The sequence below is a fragment of the Halorarum salinum genome (genome assembly GCF_013402875.1).
Taxonomy (GTDB): Archaea; Halobacteriota; Halobacteria; order Halobacteriales; family Haloferacaceae; genus Halorarum; species Halorarum salinum.
Genome location: NZ_CP058579.1, coordinates 2552970 through 2572062, shown reverse-complemented (window position 1 = coordinate 2572062; position 19093 = coordinate 2552970). Strand labels below are relative to the sequence as shown.

Annotated in this window: 17 protein-coding genes and 2 tRNA genes; 12 read left to right on the top strand and 7 right to left on the bottom strand. The window is 69.4% G+C overall.

Annotated features, from left to right (window positions below):
• Nucleotides 1-55 precede the first annotated feature (55 nt).
• Nucleotides 56-2419 carry a GAF domain-containing protein gene (locus tag HUG12_RS12685; RefSeq protein WP_179269119.1) on the top strand — a complete coding sequence of 788 codons (2364 nt, stop codon included), beginning with the start codon at nucleotides 56-58 and terminating at the stop codon, nucleotides 2417-2419.
• Nucleotides 2420-2500: 81 nt separating this feature from the next.
• Here the strand turns inward: HUG12_RS12685 and HUG12_RS12680 are convergent, their stop codons facing one another.
• Nucleotides 2501-3313, bottom strand: a complete 813-nt coding sequence (locus HUG12_RS12680) for a DUF7839 domain-containing protein (RefSeq protein ID WP_179269118.1) — start codon at nucleotides 3311-3313, stop codon at nucleotides 2501-2503.
• A gap of 594 nt (nucleotides 3314-3907) precedes the next feature.
• Here HUG12_RS12680 and HUG12_RS12675 point away from each other — a divergent pair.
• From HUG12_RS12675 to HUG12_RS12665, 3 genes are all read left to right on the top strand, one after another.
• Entirely contained in the window at nucleotides 3908-4153 is a 246-nt protein-coding gene (locus HUG12_RS12675; RefSeq protein ID WP_179269117.1) for a PRC-barrel domain containing protein, read from the top strand.
• A 3-nt stretch (nucleotides 4154-4156) separates the two neighbouring features.
• On the top strand, nucleotides 4157-4849 hold the full coding sequence (locus HUG12_RS21500; RefSeq protein ID WP_218836314.1) for a four-helix bundle copper-binding protein: 693 nt from the start codon (nucleotides 4157-4159) through the stop codon (nucleotides 4847-4849).
• A gap of 166 nt (nucleotides 4850-5015) precedes the next feature.
• Nucleotides 5016-5291: a hypothetical protein gene (locus HUG12_RS12665; RefSeq protein WP_179269116.1), complete on the top strand. Its 276-nt coding sequence runs from the start codon at nucleotides 5016-5018 to the stop codon at nucleotides 5289-5291.
• 54 nt (nucleotides 5292-5345) lie between these two features.
• On the opposite strand, the gene HUG12_RS12660 is transcribed toward HUG12_RS12665, so the two are convergent.
• The 3 genes from HUG12_RS12660 to HUG12_RS12650 form a co-directional block, all read right to left on the bottom strand.
• Nucleotides 5346-5420: transfer RNA gene (locus HUG12_RS12660), tRNA-Glu, on the bottom strand.
• Between the two features lie 125 nt (nucleotides 5421-5545).
• Nucleotides 5546-6694 (bottom strand): metal-dependent hydrolase family protein, encoded by a 1149-nt coding sequence (locus tag HUG12_RS12655; RefSeq protein ID WP_179269115.1) that lies wholly within the window; start codon nucleotides 6692-6694, stop codon nucleotides 5546-5548.
• A gap of 211 nt (nucleotides 6695-6905) precedes the next feature.
• Nucleotides 6906-8237, bottom strand: coding sequence for an ABC transporter substrate-binding protein (locus tag HUG12_RS12650; protein ID WP_179269114.1), 1332 nt, complete (start codon nucleotides 8235-8237; stop codon nucleotides 6906-6908).
• Between the two features lie 183 nt (nucleotides 8238-8420).
• Here HUG12_RS12650 and udk point away from each other — a divergent pair, with 183 nt between their 5' ends.
• Both udk and HUG12_RS12640 read left to right on the top strand, forming a co-directional pair.
• Entirely contained in the window at nucleotides 8421-9107 is a 687-nt protein-coding gene (udk, locus tag HUG12_RS12645) for a uridine kinase (RefSeq protein WP_179269113.1), read from the top strand.
• A gap of 221 nt (nucleotides 9108-9328) precedes the next feature.
• On the top strand, nucleotides 9329-9952 hold the full coding sequence (locus tag HUG12_RS12640; RefSeq protein ID WP_394354285.1) for a trimeric intracellular cation channel family protein: 624 nt from the start codon (nucleotides 9329-9331) through the stop codon (nucleotides 9950-9952).
• Between the two features lie 162 nt (nucleotides 9953-10114).
• Here HUG12_RS12640 and HUG12_RS12635 read toward each other — a convergent pair whose 3' ends face one another.
• On the bottom strand, nucleotides 10115-10435 hold the full coding sequence (locus tag HUG12_RS12635; RefSeq protein ID WP_179269111.1) for a DUF5785 family protein: 321 nt from the start codon (nucleotides 10433-10435) through the stop codon (nucleotides 10115-10117).
• Nucleotides 10436-10662: 227 nt separating this feature from the next.
• Between HUG12_RS12635 and HUG12_RS12630 the strand changes: the two genes are divergently transcribed.
• Both HUG12_RS12630 and HUG12_RS12625 read left to right on the top strand, forming a co-directional pair.
• Complete coding sequence (locus HUG12_RS12630) at nucleotides 10663-11964, top strand: MFS transporter (RefSeq protein WP_345776966.1); 1302 nt, start codon at nucleotides 10663-10665, stop codon at nucleotides 11962-11964.
• Nucleotides 11965-12387: 423 nt separating this feature from the next.
• Nucleotides 12388-13782: an FAD-binding oxidoreductase gene (locus HUG12_RS12625; RefSeq protein WP_179269110.1), complete on the top strand. Its 1395-nt coding sequence runs from the start codon at nucleotides 12388-12390 to the stop codon at nucleotides 13780-13782.
• A gap of 166 nt (nucleotides 13783-13948) precedes the next feature.
• Here the strand turns inward: HUG12_RS12625 and HUG12_RS12620 are convergent, their stop codons facing one another.
• Both HUG12_RS12620 and HUG12_RS12615 read right to left on the bottom strand, forming a co-directional pair.
• On the bottom strand, nucleotides 13949-14371 hold the full coding sequence (locus HUG12_RS12620; protein WP_179269109.1) for a DUF3054 domain-containing protein: 423 nt from the start codon (nucleotides 14369-14371) through the stop codon (nucleotides 13949-13951).
• 488 nt (nucleotides 14372-14859) lie between these two features.
• Nucleotides 14860-15453 (bottom strand): class I SAM-dependent methyltransferase, encoded by a 594-nt coding sequence (locus tag HUG12_RS12615; protein ID WP_179269108.1) that lies wholly within the window; start codon nucleotides 15451-15453, stop codon nucleotides 14860-14862.
• Nucleotides 15454-15519: 66 nt separating this feature from the next.
• On the opposite strand from HUG12_RS12615, the gene HUG12_RS12610 reads away from it, so the two are divergent.
• The 4 genes from HUG12_RS12610 to HUG12_RS12595 all read left to right on the top strand — a co-directional run bounded on the left by HUG12_RS12610 (nucleotide 15520) and on the right by HUG12_RS12595 (nucleotide 19024).
• Nucleotides 15520-16203: a GNAT family N-acetyltransferase gene (locus HUG12_RS12610; protein WP_179269107.1), complete on the top strand. Its 684-nt coding sequence runs from the start codon at nucleotides 15520-15522 to the stop codon at nucleotides 16201-16203.
• 45 nt (nucleotides 16204-16248) lie between these two features.
• Entirely contained in the window at nucleotides 16249-17226 is a 978-nt protein-coding gene (gene fen, locus HUG12_RS12605) for a flap endonuclease-1 (RefSeq protein WP_179269106.1), read from the top strand.
• Between the two features lie 60 nt (nucleotides 17227-17286).
• Nucleotides 17287-17361, top strand: a tRNA-Glu gene (locus tag HUG12_RS12600).
• 127 nt (nucleotides 17362-17488) lie between these two features.
• Nucleotides 17489-19024 (top strand): TrkH family potassium uptake protein, encoded by a 1536-nt coding sequence (locus tag HUG12_RS12595; RefSeq protein WP_179269105.1) that lies wholly within the window; start codon nucleotides 17489-17491, stop codon nucleotides 19022-19024.
• Nucleotides 19025-19093: the final 69 nt, after the last annotated feature.

Below are 19093 nucleotides of genomic sequence, written 5' to 3'. Positions count from 1 at the left end.
CAACTGGAAGGTACGAGGACGCGGGGCGAACGGCCCCGCATACCGAGGAGAACCGATGACGGACGAAGCGCGGACGCCGGTCGGGACGATCGCCCCCGAAGCGACCTCCCCGTTCGAGGACGGGATGATCGCCGTCACCGACGGGGTCGTTCGGGGCGTCGACGAGGTCGTCGCGTCCCTGCTCGAACTCGACCCCGAGGAACTGCGCGGCGAACCGCTGTCGGCCCTCTGCCCGCCGAGCCCCACCGTCTTCTCCGGGGAGCACCTGGAGGGGGCGATCGCCAGGAGCCGCGAGACGGGGGACAGCTTCGAGTGGGTGTTCGCGCGCGGCACGACCGGGGAGGTGGCGACCGAACTCGCCGCCCGACCGGCCGAGGCCGACGCGTACGAGACGGCGCTTTTCGTCCGCGGGCCGCCGGCCCGGACCCACGACGACTGGTCGGTTCGCCCGGTCGAGCGACTCCACGACGTCGCGACGGAGTTCGAGTCGTGTTCGCGGGCGGCCGAGATCCACGAGCTGACGGTGACGGCGGCGGCCGACATCCTCGATTTCGACACCAGCACGATGTCGGTCGCCGAGGGAGAGGAACTGGTCACGAAGGCGAGCACGTCCGCGGCGTCGGCCGACTTCCACGACTCGGTCCCGCTCGAGTACGGGATCGCCGGCGAGACGTACCGGAGCAACGAGGGCGTCCGGGTCGACGACGTCCACGGCGACCCCGACGTCGACCCGGCCCGGAGCCGGTACCGGTCCCTGATGAGCGTGCCGGTCGGGTCCGTCGGGGTCCTCCAGGCCGCCGCGACCCGGGTCGGCGCGTTCTCGGAGCGCGACCTCGAGCTCGCGGAACTGCTCGCTGGCCACGCCGCCGACGCGCTCGAACGCGTCCGGAGCGTGAACGCCCTCCGGGAGAACCGCCGGAAGATCGCGAGCCTCCACGACGTGGCCGACGGGATGGTCACCGCCGACGGCGAGTCGCGCGTCTTCGAACTCGCGGTCGACGCCGCCGAGGAGATCCTCCGGTTCGATCAGTGTACGTTCCTGCGCGCGGTCGACGGGAAGTTCGTCTCCGCGGCGACCTCGACCGGGCTGGAACTGCCGGACCGCGTGCTCGGGACCGACGAGGGCGTCGCCGGGAGGGTGCTACGGCGCGGCGAGAGCGAGCTGATGGACGACGTCGTCGTCGACGAGGACGCCGAACCGGTGTTCGGGGACATCGTCTCGGGGATCACCGTCCCCCTCGGCGACGTGGGGGTGTTCCAGGCGTACTCGAACGAACCGGCCGCCTTCTCCGAGTCGGACGTCGAACTCGCCGAACTGCTCGCCGCACACGTCGCGACCTGCATCGAGCGGAACCGCTCCGAGCAGGCGCTCGAACGGCAGAAGACGCAGTTCTCCTCGCTCGTCGCCACCCTCCCTGGGATGGTGTTCCGGACGGCGACCGACGACGCGGGACGGCTCGCGTTCGTCAACGACTACGCCGCCGAGCTGACCGGGTACGACCCCGCGACGCTCACGGGTTCCGACGGCGTCGCCTTCGCGGACCTCGTCCACGAGGAGGACCGCGCGGGCATCGTCCGGAACCGCCGGACGGCCCTCGCCGAGGGCGGGTCCTACGAGTCGACCTACCGCCTCCGGACCGCCGACTCCGGGGAGCGGTGGGTCCGCGAGCGCGCGACCGGGCTGTTCACCGACGGGGACGCGTCGGCGACGCTCGAGGGCATCGTCACCGACGTCACGGGGAACCGGCGGCGCGCACAACTGGAGGTGCTGAACCGGTTCCTGCGGCACAACCTCCGCAACGACGTGCAGGTCATCTCCGGGCACGCCGAGAACCTCGAACGGCGACTGGACGACGAGGCGGCGCTCGAGAGCGTCGACCGCGTCCGGTCGGCCGCGCGGAAGCTCATCGGACACAGCGAGAAGGCGGGGACGCTGGAGGGGCTGCTGGGAACCGAGCGCGAGGACGACCGGACGCCGCTCGATCTCGCGGCCATCGTCCGTCGCCGGGTGGACGCGGTCCAGCGACGACACGACGTCTCGATCCGAACGTCGCTGCCCGAGTCGTGTCGGGTCGTCGCGGTCCCCGTGCTCGGCGCCGCCCTGCAGGAGGCAGTCGAGAACGCGGCCCGACACGGCGGCGAACCGCCGGTCGAGATCGAGGTGTCGCTGGACGTCGGTCGCGCCGACGGGCGCGGCGACGTGCTCCTCTGTGTCAGGGACGACGGCCCCGGCATCCCGGAGCAGGACCGCGTCGCCATCGAGCGCCGGACCGAGACGGCGCTCACCCACAGCAGCGGGCTCGGGCTCTGGCTCATCAAGTGGATCGTGACGGCCTCGCGCGGGACGCTCGACATCCGCGAACGCGAGGCCGGCGGGACGGAGCTCCGGATTCGGCTACACACTGCGGACGGGGACTGACGGGGTCGAGGCGGAGCCCGCGTCACCTCGACCGGGCGGGAGACGGGACGGGGTTCCGCCCCGGCGGGGTCGGCGGGACCGTCACTCCGCGGCGTCGACGACCTCGTAGCTGATGTTCTCTGCGACCAGCTTGTTGGTGTGGGAGGACACCTCGCCCGTCGTCGCGAGCAGGAGCACGTCGAGCCCCTTCATCGCGGCCTCCTGTACCGCGAACGGGGTCCCGAACCGGACGTCGGGGGAGACGTCGGCGCGGCGCGCGAGCGCGAGCGCCTCGGTCCCCGCGACGCCGACGAGGTCGTGCTCTGCGGCGGCGGCGGCGACCGCGTCGGCGTCCGCGAGCCTGCTCCCGCCGTCCTGGACCTGGGGGACCGCGATCACCGTCACCTTGCCCAGATCGTACTCGAGGACGCCCTCGAAGTTGGTGACGCCGACGTCCTCGCCCGCGGCCGCGTCGGTGACGGCGACGGCGGTGACGGTCCCTCCGGTCCCTGCGGCCGCACGGAGGACGCCGTCGGCCATCGATATCGACACCGGTTGGCCCTCGGAGACGTCGGTGGTCGCGAGCGCCGTGTCGATCTCGACCTGTCCGATGACGCTCTCGGAGACGTGGTCGGTGAACTCGCGGAGCTCGTCGGTCCGTGTGATGAGCCAGTCGACGCCCTCCTTGGTCACCTCGTAGCGGCCGCGCCCGTGCTTCCTGACGGCCCCCTGCTCGGTGAGGTCCTGCAGGTAGTCGCTCACCGCCTGCGAGGTGATGCCGATGGCGTCGGCGACCTCCTGCTGGCTCACCGCCGGCTGTCTGTCCGCGATCTGGACGAGGATCTGATAGCGCGTCGCGTCCCGCTTGTTCCGGAGGACGCTCGACGGTTCGCCCCCGCTCCCCTGGTCGGCCATCGTCGGGTGCAGGACGGCGGCGTGCAAGTACCTTTTCCCCGTCGTCGCTCAGGTCCCCGATGGCCGCCGTCTCGAGACGACCGGGCAAACCTGAGTTGCCGTACTTCAACCCGATCGGGACCCACATCCACCGTGGTTGTACGGATCGACGGGCCGCGACGTCGTTCGCCCGGAACGGTCCGCACGGAGATCTTCCGCGTGGGCAGTCTCGCCCGCGTCGTGGCACGGAGCACACGAGTAACTCGGGGCTACTGGGGCCGACTGGGGGCTTACCTCCCGCACCGGTCCCGAGGGCGCCGGACGAGCCCCGGATATTGGCGGAGACGTGCTCGACGACGCCGGTCGGGCATAGTCCGCAGGCGGGGCGGACGACCTGACGGGACGGACGGAACGCTCGAGTAATGCGGACGTACGCGGACACTGTACGCTCCCTGAGACGACCGCCGGGTCGATTCGGTACCCATAACTAACCGACTCACCGGACATGCACCGGACGCCACCACGTCGGGTGGAGGGATGCTCGGTAGCGACCGAGTCGACCCGGAGCACCGCCACACGATCACCGAACGCGGAGGAGTTCGAGGAGCCACACGGATGTCACAACGATCGATCACGGAGGAGGACGAGGGGAAGCGCGTCGTGAACGAGAACGGCGACGAGATCGGGATGGTCTCGGACGTCAGGGGCGGTACGGCCTACGTCGACCCCGACGCCGGGCTCGGCGACACCGTCCTGTCGAAGCTCGGCTGGTCGGACGCCGACGAGGACGACTATCCGCTCGACCGTTCGAAGATCGAATCGATCACGGACGACGAGATCCGACTGAAGCGGGAATTGTAACCGATGTCACAACAGCAACAGATGCCCCAGACGGGGTCCGACGAGGGGAACCGAATGGCGACCGAGTACATCACCGAAGCGACCGGGACGGACCAGCCCTCGATGGGAGGGGCGGGCCAGACGACGGGCGGGCACCGACGATCCCAGTCGGGAATCCAGCAGGGGACCGGACCCCAGCAGGGGTCCGAGGCGTACCAACAGCAGGGTCCCCAGCAGATCGAGACTCAACAGCAGAGTCCCCAGCAGCCGATGGGGACCCAGCAGGCCCAGGAGGGGGCCGTGCAACAGCCCGGTCCACAGCTCACCGAGATGGAGGACGCGCTGACCGGCGAGATGCGACTCGCGCTCCACGACTTCGTCCAGGCGGCCATCGTCTGTGAGTGGTGTGCGGACCAGTGCATCGACGAGGGGCCGGGGATGGAGGAGTGCATCCGGCTCTGTCGGGACGTGGCCGACCTCGCCACGCTGAACGTCCAGTTCATGGCACGAGACTCGGCGTTCGGCCAGGACCTGGCGGAGACGTTCGCCAGCGCGGCCCAGGAGTGTGCGAACGAGTGCGCGCGCCACCCGCACTCGCACTGCCAGGAGTGTGCGAGCACGCTCACCCGCGCGGTGAACTCGACGTGGTCGATGCTGGAGTCGTTCGAACGGCAGGCGACGGCCGGCGGCGTCCAGCAGCCCGCACCGCAGTACTGAGCCGGCGACGTCACTCGCCGGTCGCTTTTTTATGCGGTCGGAGCCGACGTCGTCGGGCGCCTGCCCGGAACGGGTCCCCGTCCCGCTGAGGACGTGGCGCGGAGTCGACGGCACCCTTGCGTATGTCGGGCCGCCGCTCTTGACGCCGCCTTCCGATGTGCCGGACATGGCCGATACGCCATCCGTCGAGGAGGTCGAGGAGGGCGACGACTACTACCACGTGCGCTTCCGCGACCCGGACGAGTTCGACGAGATCCGCACGCCCGACTGGGCCGACAAACCGGCCGGATCGGTCGTCGAGGGGAGCGAGGTCCGAACCGGCCACGAGGAGGGGAACGACGACTGGGAGATACAGAGCGTGCTGATCCCGCTCGACGCCGTCGACGACGGGGACGAGGCGCGCGAGAAGGCCCGGGATATCGTCGAGAAGATCGAGTCCTGAGACGGGTCGTTCGCCGGGGCGGCTACCCCGATCGCGTCGAGTTCGAGGGAGGAGTGCTCCGTTTGGGATTCGAACCCAAGTCATCACCGTGAGAGGGTGATATGATTGGCCGGACTACACCAACGGAGCGTGCATCACGCGGCTTCGGCGTGCACTCTTCGGTAGTGGCGACCACATTAAAACGGTGTCGCTTCGACCCCGCCGTGTGGCGGATTGGCGGGGAACGGGGGAGCCGTGGGTACCCTGGGCGACGGTCAGACGACCCTCTCGCCGCCGGCGAACACGTGGTCCGGGTCGGTCCACGCTCCCGCGTCCGCCGTCGGGTCCGAATCGAGCACGATGAGGTCGGCCCGGTAGCCCTCGGACACCCGGCCGACGTCGTCGAGCCCGCACAGTTCCGCGGCGTTCACCGTCGCCGCTTCCAGCGCCTCCGCGGGGGTCATCCCGTACTCGACCATGTACTCCAGCTCCCCGGGGATGTCGCCGAAGTGGTTGAACGGCGTCCCGGCGTCGGTGCCCATCGCCACCGTCACGCCCTCGGCGGCCGCGTGGTCGAATGAGGTGACGAACGACTCCGCGGACGCCTCTGCCTTTGCCATCGCGGACGGGGGGATGCCGGCGTCGGGGTTGTCCACGATGTCGAAGAGCGCGCTCGCGGTCGGCACCCAGTAGGTCCCCGCCGCGGCCATCGCCGCGGCGGCCTCGCGGTCCATGAACGTCCCGTGTTCGATGCTCGTGATGCCCGCCTCCACGGCGTTCAACAGCCCCTCCTTGCCGTGGGCGTGGGCCGCCGTCGGGACGTCCTTCGCCGCGGCCGCGTCGACGAGCGCCTCGATCTCCTCGTAGGTGAGCTCCGGCGCGCCGGTCCGTGCGCCCTCGGTGAGGACGCCGCCGGTCGCCATGCACTTCACCACGTCCGCGCCGCGCTTGAGCTGCTCGCGGGTCGCCTTTCGGACCTCGTCCGGGCCGTCCGCCTCGCGGCCGAACCAGTGGCCGTGCCCGCCCGTCATCGTGATGTTTTCCCCGCACGCGAGCACGCGCGGGCCGACGAGCCGACCCTCGGCCACGGCGCGACCCGCGTCGAGCGCGAGCGTCCCCGGTCCGCCGAGGTCGCGGACGGTCGTCACGCCCGCCTCGACGGCGGCCCGGAGGTTCGCGGCCGCGGCGTAGGCGTGATCGAACGCGGACTCGGACTGTACGGTGGCGACGTCCGGGCGGCCGTCCAACATCAGGTGGACGTGGCTGTCGACGAGGCCGGGCGCGACGTACCGTCCGGAGACGTCGGTTTCGGCGTCGCCGCGGCCGACGTCGCCCACGGCGACGATCCCGTCGCCCTCGACGGCGACGTCCGCCTCCCGCTCGCCGTCCGCGTCCACGACCGTCCCGTTCCTGAGCACGTGCATGGGAACCCCCTGCGCACACCGCAGCGTAAAGCCCGCGGTAGCCAGCGCGGTTGCCGGTAGGCCCGGGCCGGCCGGTCGACGGGGTTCACCCGCCGGCCGGCGGATCGTATCCCGATGGGCGGAGCGACGCGGACGGCGGCGGTGGTTGCAGGGGCCAGCGCCGGGGCTGGCAGCGGATGAAAAACGGGAAAACTGCCGCGCGGTTCCGGACTTACGCCTCGAATTCGACGGTGCTGACGGTCTCGATGTTGTCGTCCTCGTCCGTGTTGAACCGGAAGTACTCGTAGGTCACGGCGGTCATGTCGCCGTTCTCGTCGAAGTCGACGCTCGAGGAGGCGCCCTGGTAGTAGACGGACTCGCCCTCGGCCACGAGCCGGAACCCCTCCGCGAGGTTCTCGGGGGTGATCTCGGTCCCGTCGTTCGGGTTCGCCACGGCCTGCATCTGCTCCTTGATGGCGTCGCCGTCGTTCTCGCCGGCGGCGGCGTTCGCGAGCAGGCAGACGGCGGTCGCGTCGTACGCCTGCGCGTTGAACACGCCGGGCGTGCGGTCGTACTCGTCCTCGTACTGCTGGTTGAACGCGTCCGTTCCGGGGCCCTGGGCGAGCGGGGACGTCCCGTAGACGTTCGTCATGTCGTTGCCGACCTCGTCAGGGAGCGTCGAGTCGCGCAGGCCGTCGGTCACCATGATGTCTGTGTCGGTGCCGTAGTCCGCGTAGAAGTCGCGGAAGATCTGGATGCCAGACGCCGGGTAGCCGATGACGATCAGCATCTCCGGGCCGTCACCCATCGCATCCGACAGCGGCGACGTGTACGACGCCTGCTCGGGTTCGAACGCGACCTCCGCCTGCACCGTGCCGCCGTACTCGTCCTCGAAGGAGCTGACGAACGAGTCGTTCAGCGCCTGGCCGTAGTCGTTGTTGACGTACATCACCGAGGCGGTCGAGCCGCCGATCTCCTCGCTGCCGACCTGGGCCATCACCTGGCCCTGCAGGGCGTCCGACGGGCAGGTCCGGAAGATGAGGTTGTCGTCGTCGAGGCCGGTGATCGCCGGCGAGGTCGACGCCGGCGAACAGCCGACGATGCCGTTCGGGATGAACGTCTGCTGGTACACCTGCAGGCTCACCGCGGAGGAAGCGGCCCCCGTCACCGACGGGACGCCGGCGCTCGCGAACGAACTCGCCGCCTGGACGCCCGCCTGGGGGTCCGTCTGGGAGTCCTCCTCCTGGACGTCGATCTCGAACGGGATGTCCTCGCCCTCGAGCACCGCCGCGGGGAGGATGGCGCCGTCGCGGATCGGGCCGCCCAGCGACGCGAGGTCGCCCGTGACCGGCATCAACACGCCGTGGTTGAGTGTCCGCGAGGAGTCGCCGGACCCGTCGTCCGTGGCGTCCGTCTCCTCCCCTCCGGGGGTGTCCTCGCCGCCGCCGTTTCCGCCGCCGTTCCCGCTACCGTTTCCGTCCTGTGTAATACAGCCAGCGAGGCCGACCACGCCGGCGCCTCCGACGCTCTTCAGCACGTCTCGACGGTCGATATCACGCACCATGCCCGCAAGCATGACCCACCCCATTATAAAACTGTCCGATGAGCGGGAACTCGCAGTCGTGCGGTCACGGGCCGGCACAGGGCGACCAGGTACGTCGGTTCGGGACGCGGCGGGACGTGACCGTCGACGGGGACGGCGCGACGGAGCGATGCGTTCAAACCGTCGGAGGCCGCCTTTCCGACGATGACGTACCCCTCGTTCGTCGTCGGCATCGCCGGGGGCACCGGTGCCGGCAAGACGACCGTCTCGCGGCTCATCACCGAGAACGTCGCGGACGCGGTGACGCGGATCCCGCTCGACAACTACTACCGGGACCTCTCGCACATGGACCTCGAGGAGCGGGCGGAGGTCAACTACGACCACCCCGACGCGTTCGAGTGGTCGCTCCTCCGCGACCACCTCGGGATGCTGCTCTCGGGCCAGTCGGTCGAGATGCCCCAGTACGACTTCGAGGTGCACAACCGCGCCGAGGAGACGGTGACGGTGGAGCCGACGGACGTCATCGTCCTCGAGGGCATCCTCGCGCTGTACGACGACGAGATCAACGACATGCTCGACCTGCGCCTCTACGTCGAGACCGACGCCGACGTGCGCATCCTCCGGCGCATCGAGCGCGACGTGATCGATCGGGGGCGGAACCTGGAGGGCGTCATCGACCAGTACCTCTCGACGGTGAAGCCGATGCACGAGCAGTTCATCGAGCCGACCAAGAAGCACGCCGACCTCATCATCCCCGAGGGGGCGAACTCGATGGCGGTGAACCTGCTGGAGGAGCGCCTCCGGAACGAGGTGAACGGCGACGCGACGCGGACGTGGGAGCGTGGCGCGCTCGAGAAGCACGTGACCGGCGCGCGGCCGGCACGGGAGTAGTTCGGTCACCCTCCCGAGTCGGATCCGTCGAAACCCTCAGAAGGAGACGGGTTGGCCGCCTCGATGATCAGTACGGGTCGTACAGTTACCGCAGGTGCCCTCGCGCAGGTGCCTCGAGTGGGGGAGTATTTGACACGCACCACTCAAGATACTCGCTCCCATAGGCGAGAGCAGTGAGTCAGGACTTCGTCTCGATACTGTTCGGCAGCCCGTTTGCCGTAATGAACACGATCGGCTTGGTCGCGTTCGCACTCGTCGGATCATCGAAGGCGATCCGTGAGGAATTCGACTTGTTCGGGATCACCATCGTTGGGCTGGCAATGGCGTTTGCCGGTGGAGCGACGCGCGATCTCCTCGTGACACGAGTTCCGTTAGCACTCCAGTCGCCGATCGAAATCGGTCTGGGGCTACTCGGAGTTGGCTTAGCGATCACGCTGAGCGTCGTCCTGTCGTCTCCAGAAACACATCCGGTCGCTCTCGTCTCGGATGCCATCGGGCTTGCCGCCTTCGCTACGACTGGTGCCATCGTAGCGACTGAAGCGGGTGTTTCAGCGTTCGGTATCGTCGCAGTAGCAACGATCAACGCCGTAGGCGGTGGTGCGTTCGCGGATGTTCTTCTCGATCGATCCCCGTTCATCCTCTTCGAGGATTTCTATGCGAGTTGTGCGGTCCTCGGCGGAGGTGCGTACTGGCTAGCGGGATCGTTCGGAGCTACCGGGAGTACGGCTGCTGGGGTGTGTGCGGTAGTGACCGTTGCGACTCGGTTAGCTGCGGTTACGTACGACTGGAATCTCCCGACAGTGCAGAGTTTAGGACCACTAAGCGATCGGTTCGATTGCGAATAATGGACGAAGCCCTGCTCGGTTTGCAGAGCCACCACGCAGCGGTTTCACGCTGAATCGTATCGGAAAGGGGTCGTTTCAACTGCCCCACCGAGTCGGTTTTCCGTACGGGAGGAGGATCGCCGGTGCGGTTCCGCGGGCGGCAGAACGCCGTTCCGCGGACGACTACCGGGCGAACGCGTCCGGCCCCTCGTACGTCCAGTACCCCTGTTCGCGCATGGCCGCGCCGACCGCCTTGTGGAACGTGACGATGTCGTCGTACGTCGCGTCCTCGTCGATGGTCGCGAAGACGTCCGAGACGGAGACGACGGTGTCGGCGTCGAGCCTGACGGGGTGGTTCCCGAACCGCTCGACGTAGTCGCCCGCCCGGAGCGGGAAGTCGTCCTCCTCGTCGATCTTCTTCACCAGCACCGCGTGTCCGTACTTGCGGCGTCCCTCGCTTCCCTCCTCGCCGTCCGGGTCGTGCGGCCAGTCCTGCGCGCTCATTGGCTCCGAGTTGTGAGGGGGGTCGGTTAGCCGTTTCGCTCTCCCCCGACGCTCGCCCCCGGCTCCCGCTCGACTCCTCTCAGTTCGACCCTGACTCCCGCTCGACTCGTCCCCGCAGTCGGCCCCGACTCCCACCCGCAGTTCGACCCCCGATCCTCGCCCGGCGGTCCCCGAGGAGACTGCCGAAACCGACGCTTACAGGTTCCCCAAACGCGCACCCCGACGTAGTGAACCGAAACGACCGCTCGATCGTCGCGCTCGTGATGCTGGCCCACGGGATGGTCCACACCTACGAACTGTCGATCCCCATCTTCATCCCCGTCTGGCTGGACGCCTTCGACGTCGTCAGCCTCGGGCCGGTCGAGCTGGCGGTCACCTCCGCGTCGCTCGGCGTCCTCGTCACGGTCGGCTACGGCCTGTTCGGCCTCGGCGCGCTCCCCGGGGGAATCCTCGTCGACCGCGTCGGCTCGCGCCGGCTCATCGTCGCCTGCCTCGTCGGGATGGCGGCCGCCTTCCTCCTGCTCGGGGCCGCGCCGGGGCTCGTCGCCGTGACGCTCGCGATGGTCGTCTGGGGCGTCTCCGCGTCCGTGTACCACCCGGCCGGGCTGGCGCTCATCTCGAAGGGCGTCGAGGAGCGCGGCTCCGGGTTCGCCTTCCACGGCATCGCGGGCAACGTCGGCATCGGCCTCGGGCCGCTCCTCACCGCGGTCCTCCTGCTGTTCTTCGACTGGCGGCTCGTCGCGGCCGTGCTCGCCGTCCCCGCGCTCGTCGCCGCCGCGTACGCGACGACCGCCAGCTTCGACGAGACCGCGGCGGTCGAGACCGCAACCGACGGCGGGGGATCGAAGGCCTCCTCGGGCGTCGAGTCGCTCGGGGAGTTCCGACGCGAGAGCGCGAAACTGTTCACCGGCGCGTTCGCGCTCGTGTTCCTCGTCGTGATGTGCTCCGGACTGTACTACCGCGGCATCCTCACGTTCATGCCGGATCTGCTCGACGGCATCCCGGCGTTCCGGCCGGTGCCGGTCTCGTCGGTCGTCCCGGCGGGCGTGCTGGAGACGCTCGGCATCGAAGGGGTCGGCGACCGGCGGGTCCGCCCGGGCGACTACTTCTACGCGGGGCTGTTGATGGTCGGCGTCCTCGGCCAGTACGTCGGAGGGAAGCTCACCGATCGCATCCCCGTCGAGCACGGCATCGCCGGCGGCTTCGGCCTGCTTGCCGTGCTCGCGGTGCTGTTCCTCCCGGCCGCGAACGCCGGGCTCGCCGCCCTGCTCGTCCTCGGGTTCGTCCTCGGCGCCGCGCTGTTCGTCGTCCAGCCGTTCTACCAGGCGACCGTCGCGGAGTACACCCCGGCGGGCACGCGCGGCCTCTCGTACGGCTTCACCTACCTCGGCGTGTTCGGCGTCGGCGCGCTCGGCGGCACCGTCGCCGGCGTGGTCCTCCAGTACGCGAACCCGCCGACGCTGTTCGGCATCCTCGCCTGCTTCGCCGTCGTCGCGTCGGGCATCGGCGTCTACCTCTCCCGGCGCTGAGTCGGTCCCGCTCGAGGCCCACCTGCGCGGTGAACGGTCCGGAATCCATCCCTGCGACTCCGCGGAAAACCCGTTCGTTCGACGATCCAGAGCGTGGAATAGCCGGCAAGTAGGCGTGCTCATTGATCACCGCGAGTCCCATCAGCAACAGTGGACGTTCACAGTTCCGTGCTGCGTACGGGGCGCGTATTCGGCCGACTCCGACGGTCGGTCGGTGAGGAGCAGTGATCGACGGAGAGGTTGATGCGTCGCCGTCCGCGGATGGTGACGTTCGTTCGAGAAAGAGGCGGGCGCAGGGCGGCTCGCGCCTCGAACGTAGCTGGCGTTCGCCCTTCCAGACACTGCACGGACGGCAGGAGCTGCAGAAACGTCACTAGATAACTATCCACACGTCCGTTTCGAATCACGGGTGAGGCGTGACCGATGGCAGTCAAAGATCCGATAGACGACGCGGAACACGAAACGCTCGCTCGGGGGATCCACGGCGAGGTACTCCGGCCTGGAGACGACGCCTACGACGAGGCTCGGACGATCTGGAACGCGATGATCGACCGGAAACCGGCGGTCATCGTTCGTCCCACCGGAGCGGCCGACGTGATCACTGCGGTCGATTTCGCCCGTGAATCCGATCTCCCCCTCGCCGTCAAAGGTGGCGGCCACAACGTCGCCGGCAACGCCGTCTGTGATGACGGCCTCATGATCGACCTGTCCCTGATGTCGTCAGTGCGGGTCAATCCCGCAGCGCAAACTGCTCGCGTTGGGCCCGGGGCGACCATGGCCGACCTCGACCACGAAACGCAGGCCTTCGGCCTCGCCACGCCCGGTGGCGTCATCTCGACCACGGGCGTCGCGGGCCTTACGCTCGGGGGAGGGATCGGCTGGCTCAGCCGCAAATACGGCCTGGCGATCGACAATCTGGGATCGGTCGACGTCGTCACTGCGGACGGGAGGGGAGTAACGGCAAGCGAAGACGAGAACGCGGACCTCTTCTGGGCGGTCCGCGGCGGGGGTGGCAACTTCGGGATCGTCACGTCGTTCGAATTCGACCTCCACGAGGTCGGCCACGAAGTGCTCTTCGGCCCGATCGTCCACCCGTACGAGGACGCCCCCGACGTCCTCGCCCATTACCGGGAGTTCACCCGGAACGCACCACGAGAATGCGGCGTCTGGGTGAACAGCGTGGCGGCGCCGCCGCTCCCGTTCCTCCCGGACGACGTTCACGGCACCACGGTCCTGATACTCGTCCCGTTCTACGCCGGCGACCTGAGGGAGGGTGAGACGGTGCTCGCACCGCTCCGTGAACACGGCGATCCCATCGCCGACGCCGTGGCGCCGACCCGCTATACGGAGGCTCAAAGCATGCTGGATGACCTGTACGCGGAGGGGGCCCGGAACTACTGGAAGGCGCCGAACTTCACGGAACTCACCGAGGAGACGATCGATACCGTCACCGAACACGCTGACCGATTCCCGACACCGTACTCCGAAATCCTCATCCACCAGGTCGGAGGCGCCGTCAACGACGTCGGGCCGAACGCGACCGCATATCCGCATCGAGACGTGGAGTTCATCGTGACCGTTGCCGCGCGCTGGGAGGATTCGGCGAAGGACGACGAGTGCATCGCTTGGGTGCGAGAGTGCCACGACGCTCTCGCCGAAGGTGCGACCGGCGGGACGTATGCGAACTTCGAGGGCGACCGCCAGGGCCGTGAGGAGAACGTCTACGACGAGAACTACGCTCGGCTCGCCGAGCTGAAAGCCAAGTACGACCCCGAGAACGTCTTCCGGCTGAATCAAAACGTGAAACCGGCGGACTAGGAGGGTAGTGGTGGATGCGTTCTCCGTTCTTCCCGGTCAAGACGGGATTCGCCGGGCTCCGGGGATTTCGACGGAGCTAGTCCCGCGTCCTCCTCCGGCACGTAGCCGGAGCCGTCGCCGTTACGGAACCGGACGGCGACGGACGGCGGGCGAGGAAGGGAATCGCTCAGACGAACCGTGCGGCCACGACCCGCCAGACGGCCAGCGAGACGCTGCCGACGACGAGCATCACGAGAGCGAACGCCAGCGCGACCCCGCCCTCGACCCAGGGCGTGGCCCGGAGCGCAAGCCCGATGACCGCGGCGGGAATCCACGAGCGGATCGTGAGCGGCACGGACGCCTTCGCGGACTCGACTGCGCCCGCGGAGTAGGCGCCGACGAGCGGCGCGGCGATGGCCCACCCGACGAGGAACGGCGCGGCGATGACGAGCAGCGTGACGAGGTCCTGGGCCCCCGCGGGCGGGAAGGCGACTGACTGGTGACGGGTCGATCCCGCGTAGATGAACGCCAGGATGACCAGCACGTCCCCGAGTACCAGCGGGAGCGCCCCCGCGTCGACCCGGCGATCGAGGAAGTCGGCGACTGCCATGTCCGGGCGTTCGCGGCGTTCCGCTTAACGTTCGGGGTTCTCCGCTCGGCGGCCCCCGGAGTCGAGGTCGGGCGAGGCGGTTCGGCCGTCTCGAAGCGTCCGTCCGCATGGAAACGGGGCGAGCGCCGCATCACCGGTTCCGGCTGGTTCAAACCGTGAGTCGGCTACGTGCGATGGTGCGCGGCGGCTGGCCTCCGTTCGCGCGAGCGAGGGTGACGGTTCGAGACGGCTTCGGCGTCTCGTCGTGCCGAGAATCTTCGATTCTCGTAGCACCTCCCGGGACCGAGGGTCCCGGGTAGTGCCAGCCGAATGCGCGATCCCCCGACTCGACGGTCGCGGGGGCTTTCGGGAACCGCTTCCCGTCGAACGAACCGATCCCCGAGCCGAGAGCCGCGGGCCGCCGGAGCCTGCTGGACCGCCAACGGACCGACTTCGAACCGAGAGTGGAGGGGAACGTTCGGAACCGACGCGACGGAAGCGGAACCGCCCTACCCATCGCCGTCGGTCGGCTTCACGCCGACGACGGTGTACCCGAAGCCGGGCTGGACGAGGTAGCTCCTGAGGCCCTCGTCGGCGAGCAGTTCGATCAACTCGGCCGGAGCGAAGAAGCGCGAATCCATGCCCGCGAGGTGCTCCAGCGCGACCAGCGCGCGGCCGCGCCGGGTCGTCGGGTCGAACTCGCGGAGGACGAGCACCCCGCCCGGGCCGAGGGCGCGGGTGCACTCGGCGACGGCCGCCTCGGGCGACGGGAAGTGGTGGAGCGCGTCGGCGACGACGACGGCGTCGACGGCGTCGTCGCGGACGGGGAGCCGTCCGGCGTCGGCGCGGATGGCCGGGTGGCCAACGGCGCGCGCGCGGGCGAGCATGCCCCCGGAGAAGTCCACGACCGTCGGCTCGAGGCCGCGCGGCCGGAGCGCCCTGGCGGCCCGCCCCGTCCCGCCGCCGACGTCGAGGACGCGCTCGAGCGGCCGGTGGGCGAACGCGAGTCCGGCCTGCAGGTCGGTCGTGCTGGCCGCGGGCATCGTGCGGTCGTACAGCGCAGCGACCGCGTCGAAGAAGCGGACGTCGCCGGGGCCGAACATGCCGTTTGATTCGGCCGGACCCGTCAAAGCCGTGGCGCTCATGCCCCCGGGGGACCGAGCCCGAGCATGGAGACTCCCGCGGCGCCGCGCCTGCTCGGGTGGCCCCCGGACGGCCCGACGCTCAGGCTCGACTACCGGCGGTACGCCTACGCGGGGAAGTTCGTCGTGTCGAGCACCGGGAAGGCGGTCATCGCGCCCGAGGGCTGGGAGCCCGTCGCCGAGGAAACCCGGGGAGTCGGAGCAGCCGAGGGAGCCGATGCCGCCGAGGAGGTCGACGCGGCCGAGGAGGCGACGGGGACGCGGGGGAACCGGGTGGACGGGGCGTCGATGGAGGACGGGTTACTCGCCGCCGCCTCGTTCGACGAGGACCGGACCGACCCCGGGACGCTTCGGCTCCGGTACGTCACCGTCAGGGACGACCGCCGCGGCGAGGGACACGGGCCGCGGCTGTGCGCGTTCGTCTGCACGCGGGCGGCCGACCGGGGGTACGAGCGGGTTCGGATCGCCGTGAACAACCCGTACGCCTTCGAGGCGCTCTCCAGGGCCGGCTTCGCGTTCACGGGGGAGGAGACCGGTCTCGCGGAACTGGTGCTCGAGCGGCCCGCCGAACGCGTGGCCCCGCGGGACGCCGACCGGTACCGCGCCGGACTGGACGCCTTCGCGGACAGGGGGGACCTCACCGACGGGGAGCGGGCGTTCCTCCGCGAGCGGCGCGGGCGCGGGCCGCCGGACCGGACCGCCGCGGAGTGACCGCGACTCGGGGGTTTCAACACCCCGAGCGTCGTACCCCCGGCGATGGGAAACGCAGACCTCCGCGCGCTCGCGGCGATCGAGGAGGTGTCGTTCGACGAGGTGGGCGGCAGCGTCGCCGTCGACGCGCACAACTGGCTCTACCGCTATCTCACCACGACGGTGAAGTTCACCGCCGACGGAGCGTACACGACCGCCGACGGCGAGGAGGTGGCCAACCTCATCGGCATCGTCCAGGGGCTCCCGAAGTTCCTCGAGCACGACCTCACGCCGGCGTTCGTCTTCGACGGGGGCGTCACGGACCTCAAAGCCGACGAGGTGGCGAAGCGTCGCGAGGCGCGCGAGAAGGCCGAGGAGCTGCGGCAGGCGGCCGAGGACCGCGGGGACGCCGTCGAGGCGGCGCGGCTGGAGGCCCGCACCCAGCGGCTCACCGACACCATCCACGAGACGTCCCGCGAGCTGCTACGCCGGCTCGACGTCCCCGTCATCGAGGCGCCCGCGGAGGGCGAGGCCCAGTGCGCGTACATGAACCGCGTCGGCGACGTCGACTACACGGGCAGCGAGGACTACGACGTGCTGCTGTTCGGCGGGCCCCGGACCCTCCGGAAGCTCACCTCGTCGGGCGACCCCGAACTGATGGACCTGGAGGCGACCCTGGCGGACCTCGACGTGAGCTACGAGCAGCTCGTGGACGTCGCGATGCTCTGCGGGACGGACTTCAACGAGGGGGTCCCCGGCATCGGCCCGAAGACGGCGCTGAAGGCCGTGAAGGAGCACGGCGATCTGTTCGCGGTGCTCGAGGCGCGCGGCGCGGAGATCGCATACGCCGAGCGGGTCAGGGAGTTCTTCTTCGACCCGCCGACGACCGACGAGTACGACCTGGACGCGACGGTCGACCCGGACGTGGCCGCCGCCCGCGAGTACGTCGTCGAGGAGTGGGAGGTGCCCGCAGAGGAGGTGGAACGCGGCTTCGAGCGCATCGAGGAGTCGCTGACCCAGACCGGCCTGGACGAGTGGACCTGACCGGACGCGGGCGCCGCGATTCGACACGATTAACACACCCCGACGGGAAGTGAGGGGTACGCTCGGTTGGTGTAGTCCGGCCAATCATGTTGGCCTTTCGAGCCGACGACCAGGGTTCAAATCCCTGACCGAGCATGTTCTGACGAACGAAGCGGCGAGCGACGTCCTCCGTCGTTCCGGTCGCCCCCGGAGCTGCCTTCCGTCACGCGACGGGATGACCGATACTTAAGGGAAGACCGGACGCAGCCCACACCGAACCACCGTGTCGCTACACGTCGACTGGCGGAACAGCGTCGCGCTCACGGGGACCGTCGTCAAGTTCCTCGCGGTCGCCCTGCTCGTCCCGCTCCTGCTCGCGATCGTCTACGGGGAGGACGTGGCAACGTTCCTCGCGACCATCGTGCTGACGTTCGCCGTCGGTACCGGGCTGGAGCGGTTCGACACGGCCGAGGACCTCGGGCCGCGGGAGGCGTTCCTCTTCGTCGGGCTGGCGTGGTTCTCGGTCAGCCTCGTCGGGGCCGTCCCGTACGTGCTCGCCGGCCACGGCACCGAGTCGACGCTGGCACACCCCGTGAACGCGCTCTTCGAGTCGACGTCCGGGTTCACCACCACCGGCGCGACGGTGATGGGCGACATCTCGCTGGAGCAACACTCGCACGCGCTGCTCATGTGGCGCCAGCTCACCCAGTGGCTCGGCGGGATGGGGATCATCGTGCTGATGGTCGCCATCTTCCCGGAACTCGCCGTCAACGGCGCCCAGTTGATGGACACCGAGGCGCCGGGACCGACCTTCGAGAAGCTCACCCCGCGCATCTCGGAGACCGCACAGGTGCTCTGGAAGGTGTACTTCGGCTTCACCGTGCTGCTGGCGGTCCTCCTCTATGGGCTCCACCTGTCCGGGCTCGCGCCCAACATGGGCCCGTACAACGCCGTCGCCCACGCCTTCTCGACGCTGCCGACCGGCGGGTTCTCGCCGGAGGCCGACAGCATCGCCGCGTTCTCGCCGGTCGTGCAGTGGACGATCATCCCGTTCATGATCGTGGCCGGGACGAACTTCGCGCTGTTCTGGTTCCTGCTGGCCGGCCGGCACGAACGGGTGGTGAAGGACCCCGAGTTCAGGGCCTACATCGGGGCGATCGCCGTCCTTACCGGCACGCTCGCCGTCCTGCTTTTCACCGGCGCGGCCCCCGCGCTGCCGCTCGGCGGCGCGACGAACGGCGTGACCGGGAACGCGCTCCGACAGGCGGCGTTCCAGATCGGCTCGCTGATGAACTCGACCGGGTTCGCCACGAGCGACTTCGCGCAGTGGAGCACGGAGGGGAAGGTCCTCCTCCTGTTCGCGATGTTCATCGGCGGCTCCGCCGGTTCGACCGGGAGCGGGATCAAGGTCGTCCGATGGCTGGTCATCGTCAAGGCGGCGCGCCGCTCGGTGTTCACGACGGTCCATCCCGAGGCGGTGAAGCCGGTTCGACTCGGCGGGACGGTGATCGACGAGGACACCATCCGGGACATCCTGGTCTTCAGCCTCGTCTACTTCGTCCTGTTCGCGTTCGCCACCGTGTTCATCGCGCTCGACGCGAACCGGGTCGGCCTCCCGCTCACCCCGCTGGAGGCGATCAGCGGGAGCCTCGCCACGCTCGGCAACATCGGGCCGGGGTTCGGACGGTTGGGCCCGTTCGGGTCGTACCTCGCGCTCCCGTCGACCACGAAGCTGCTCATGGTCTTTCTCATGTGGGCCGGCCGGCTGGAGATCATCCCGGTGCTGTTGCTGTTCACGCGTACGTTCTGGCGCGAGTAGCCGGGGAGTCGGGGGGTTCGACCGTCCGAGAGCGGCTACCGGGTCGACGGATCGGGAGTAACTGCGGGG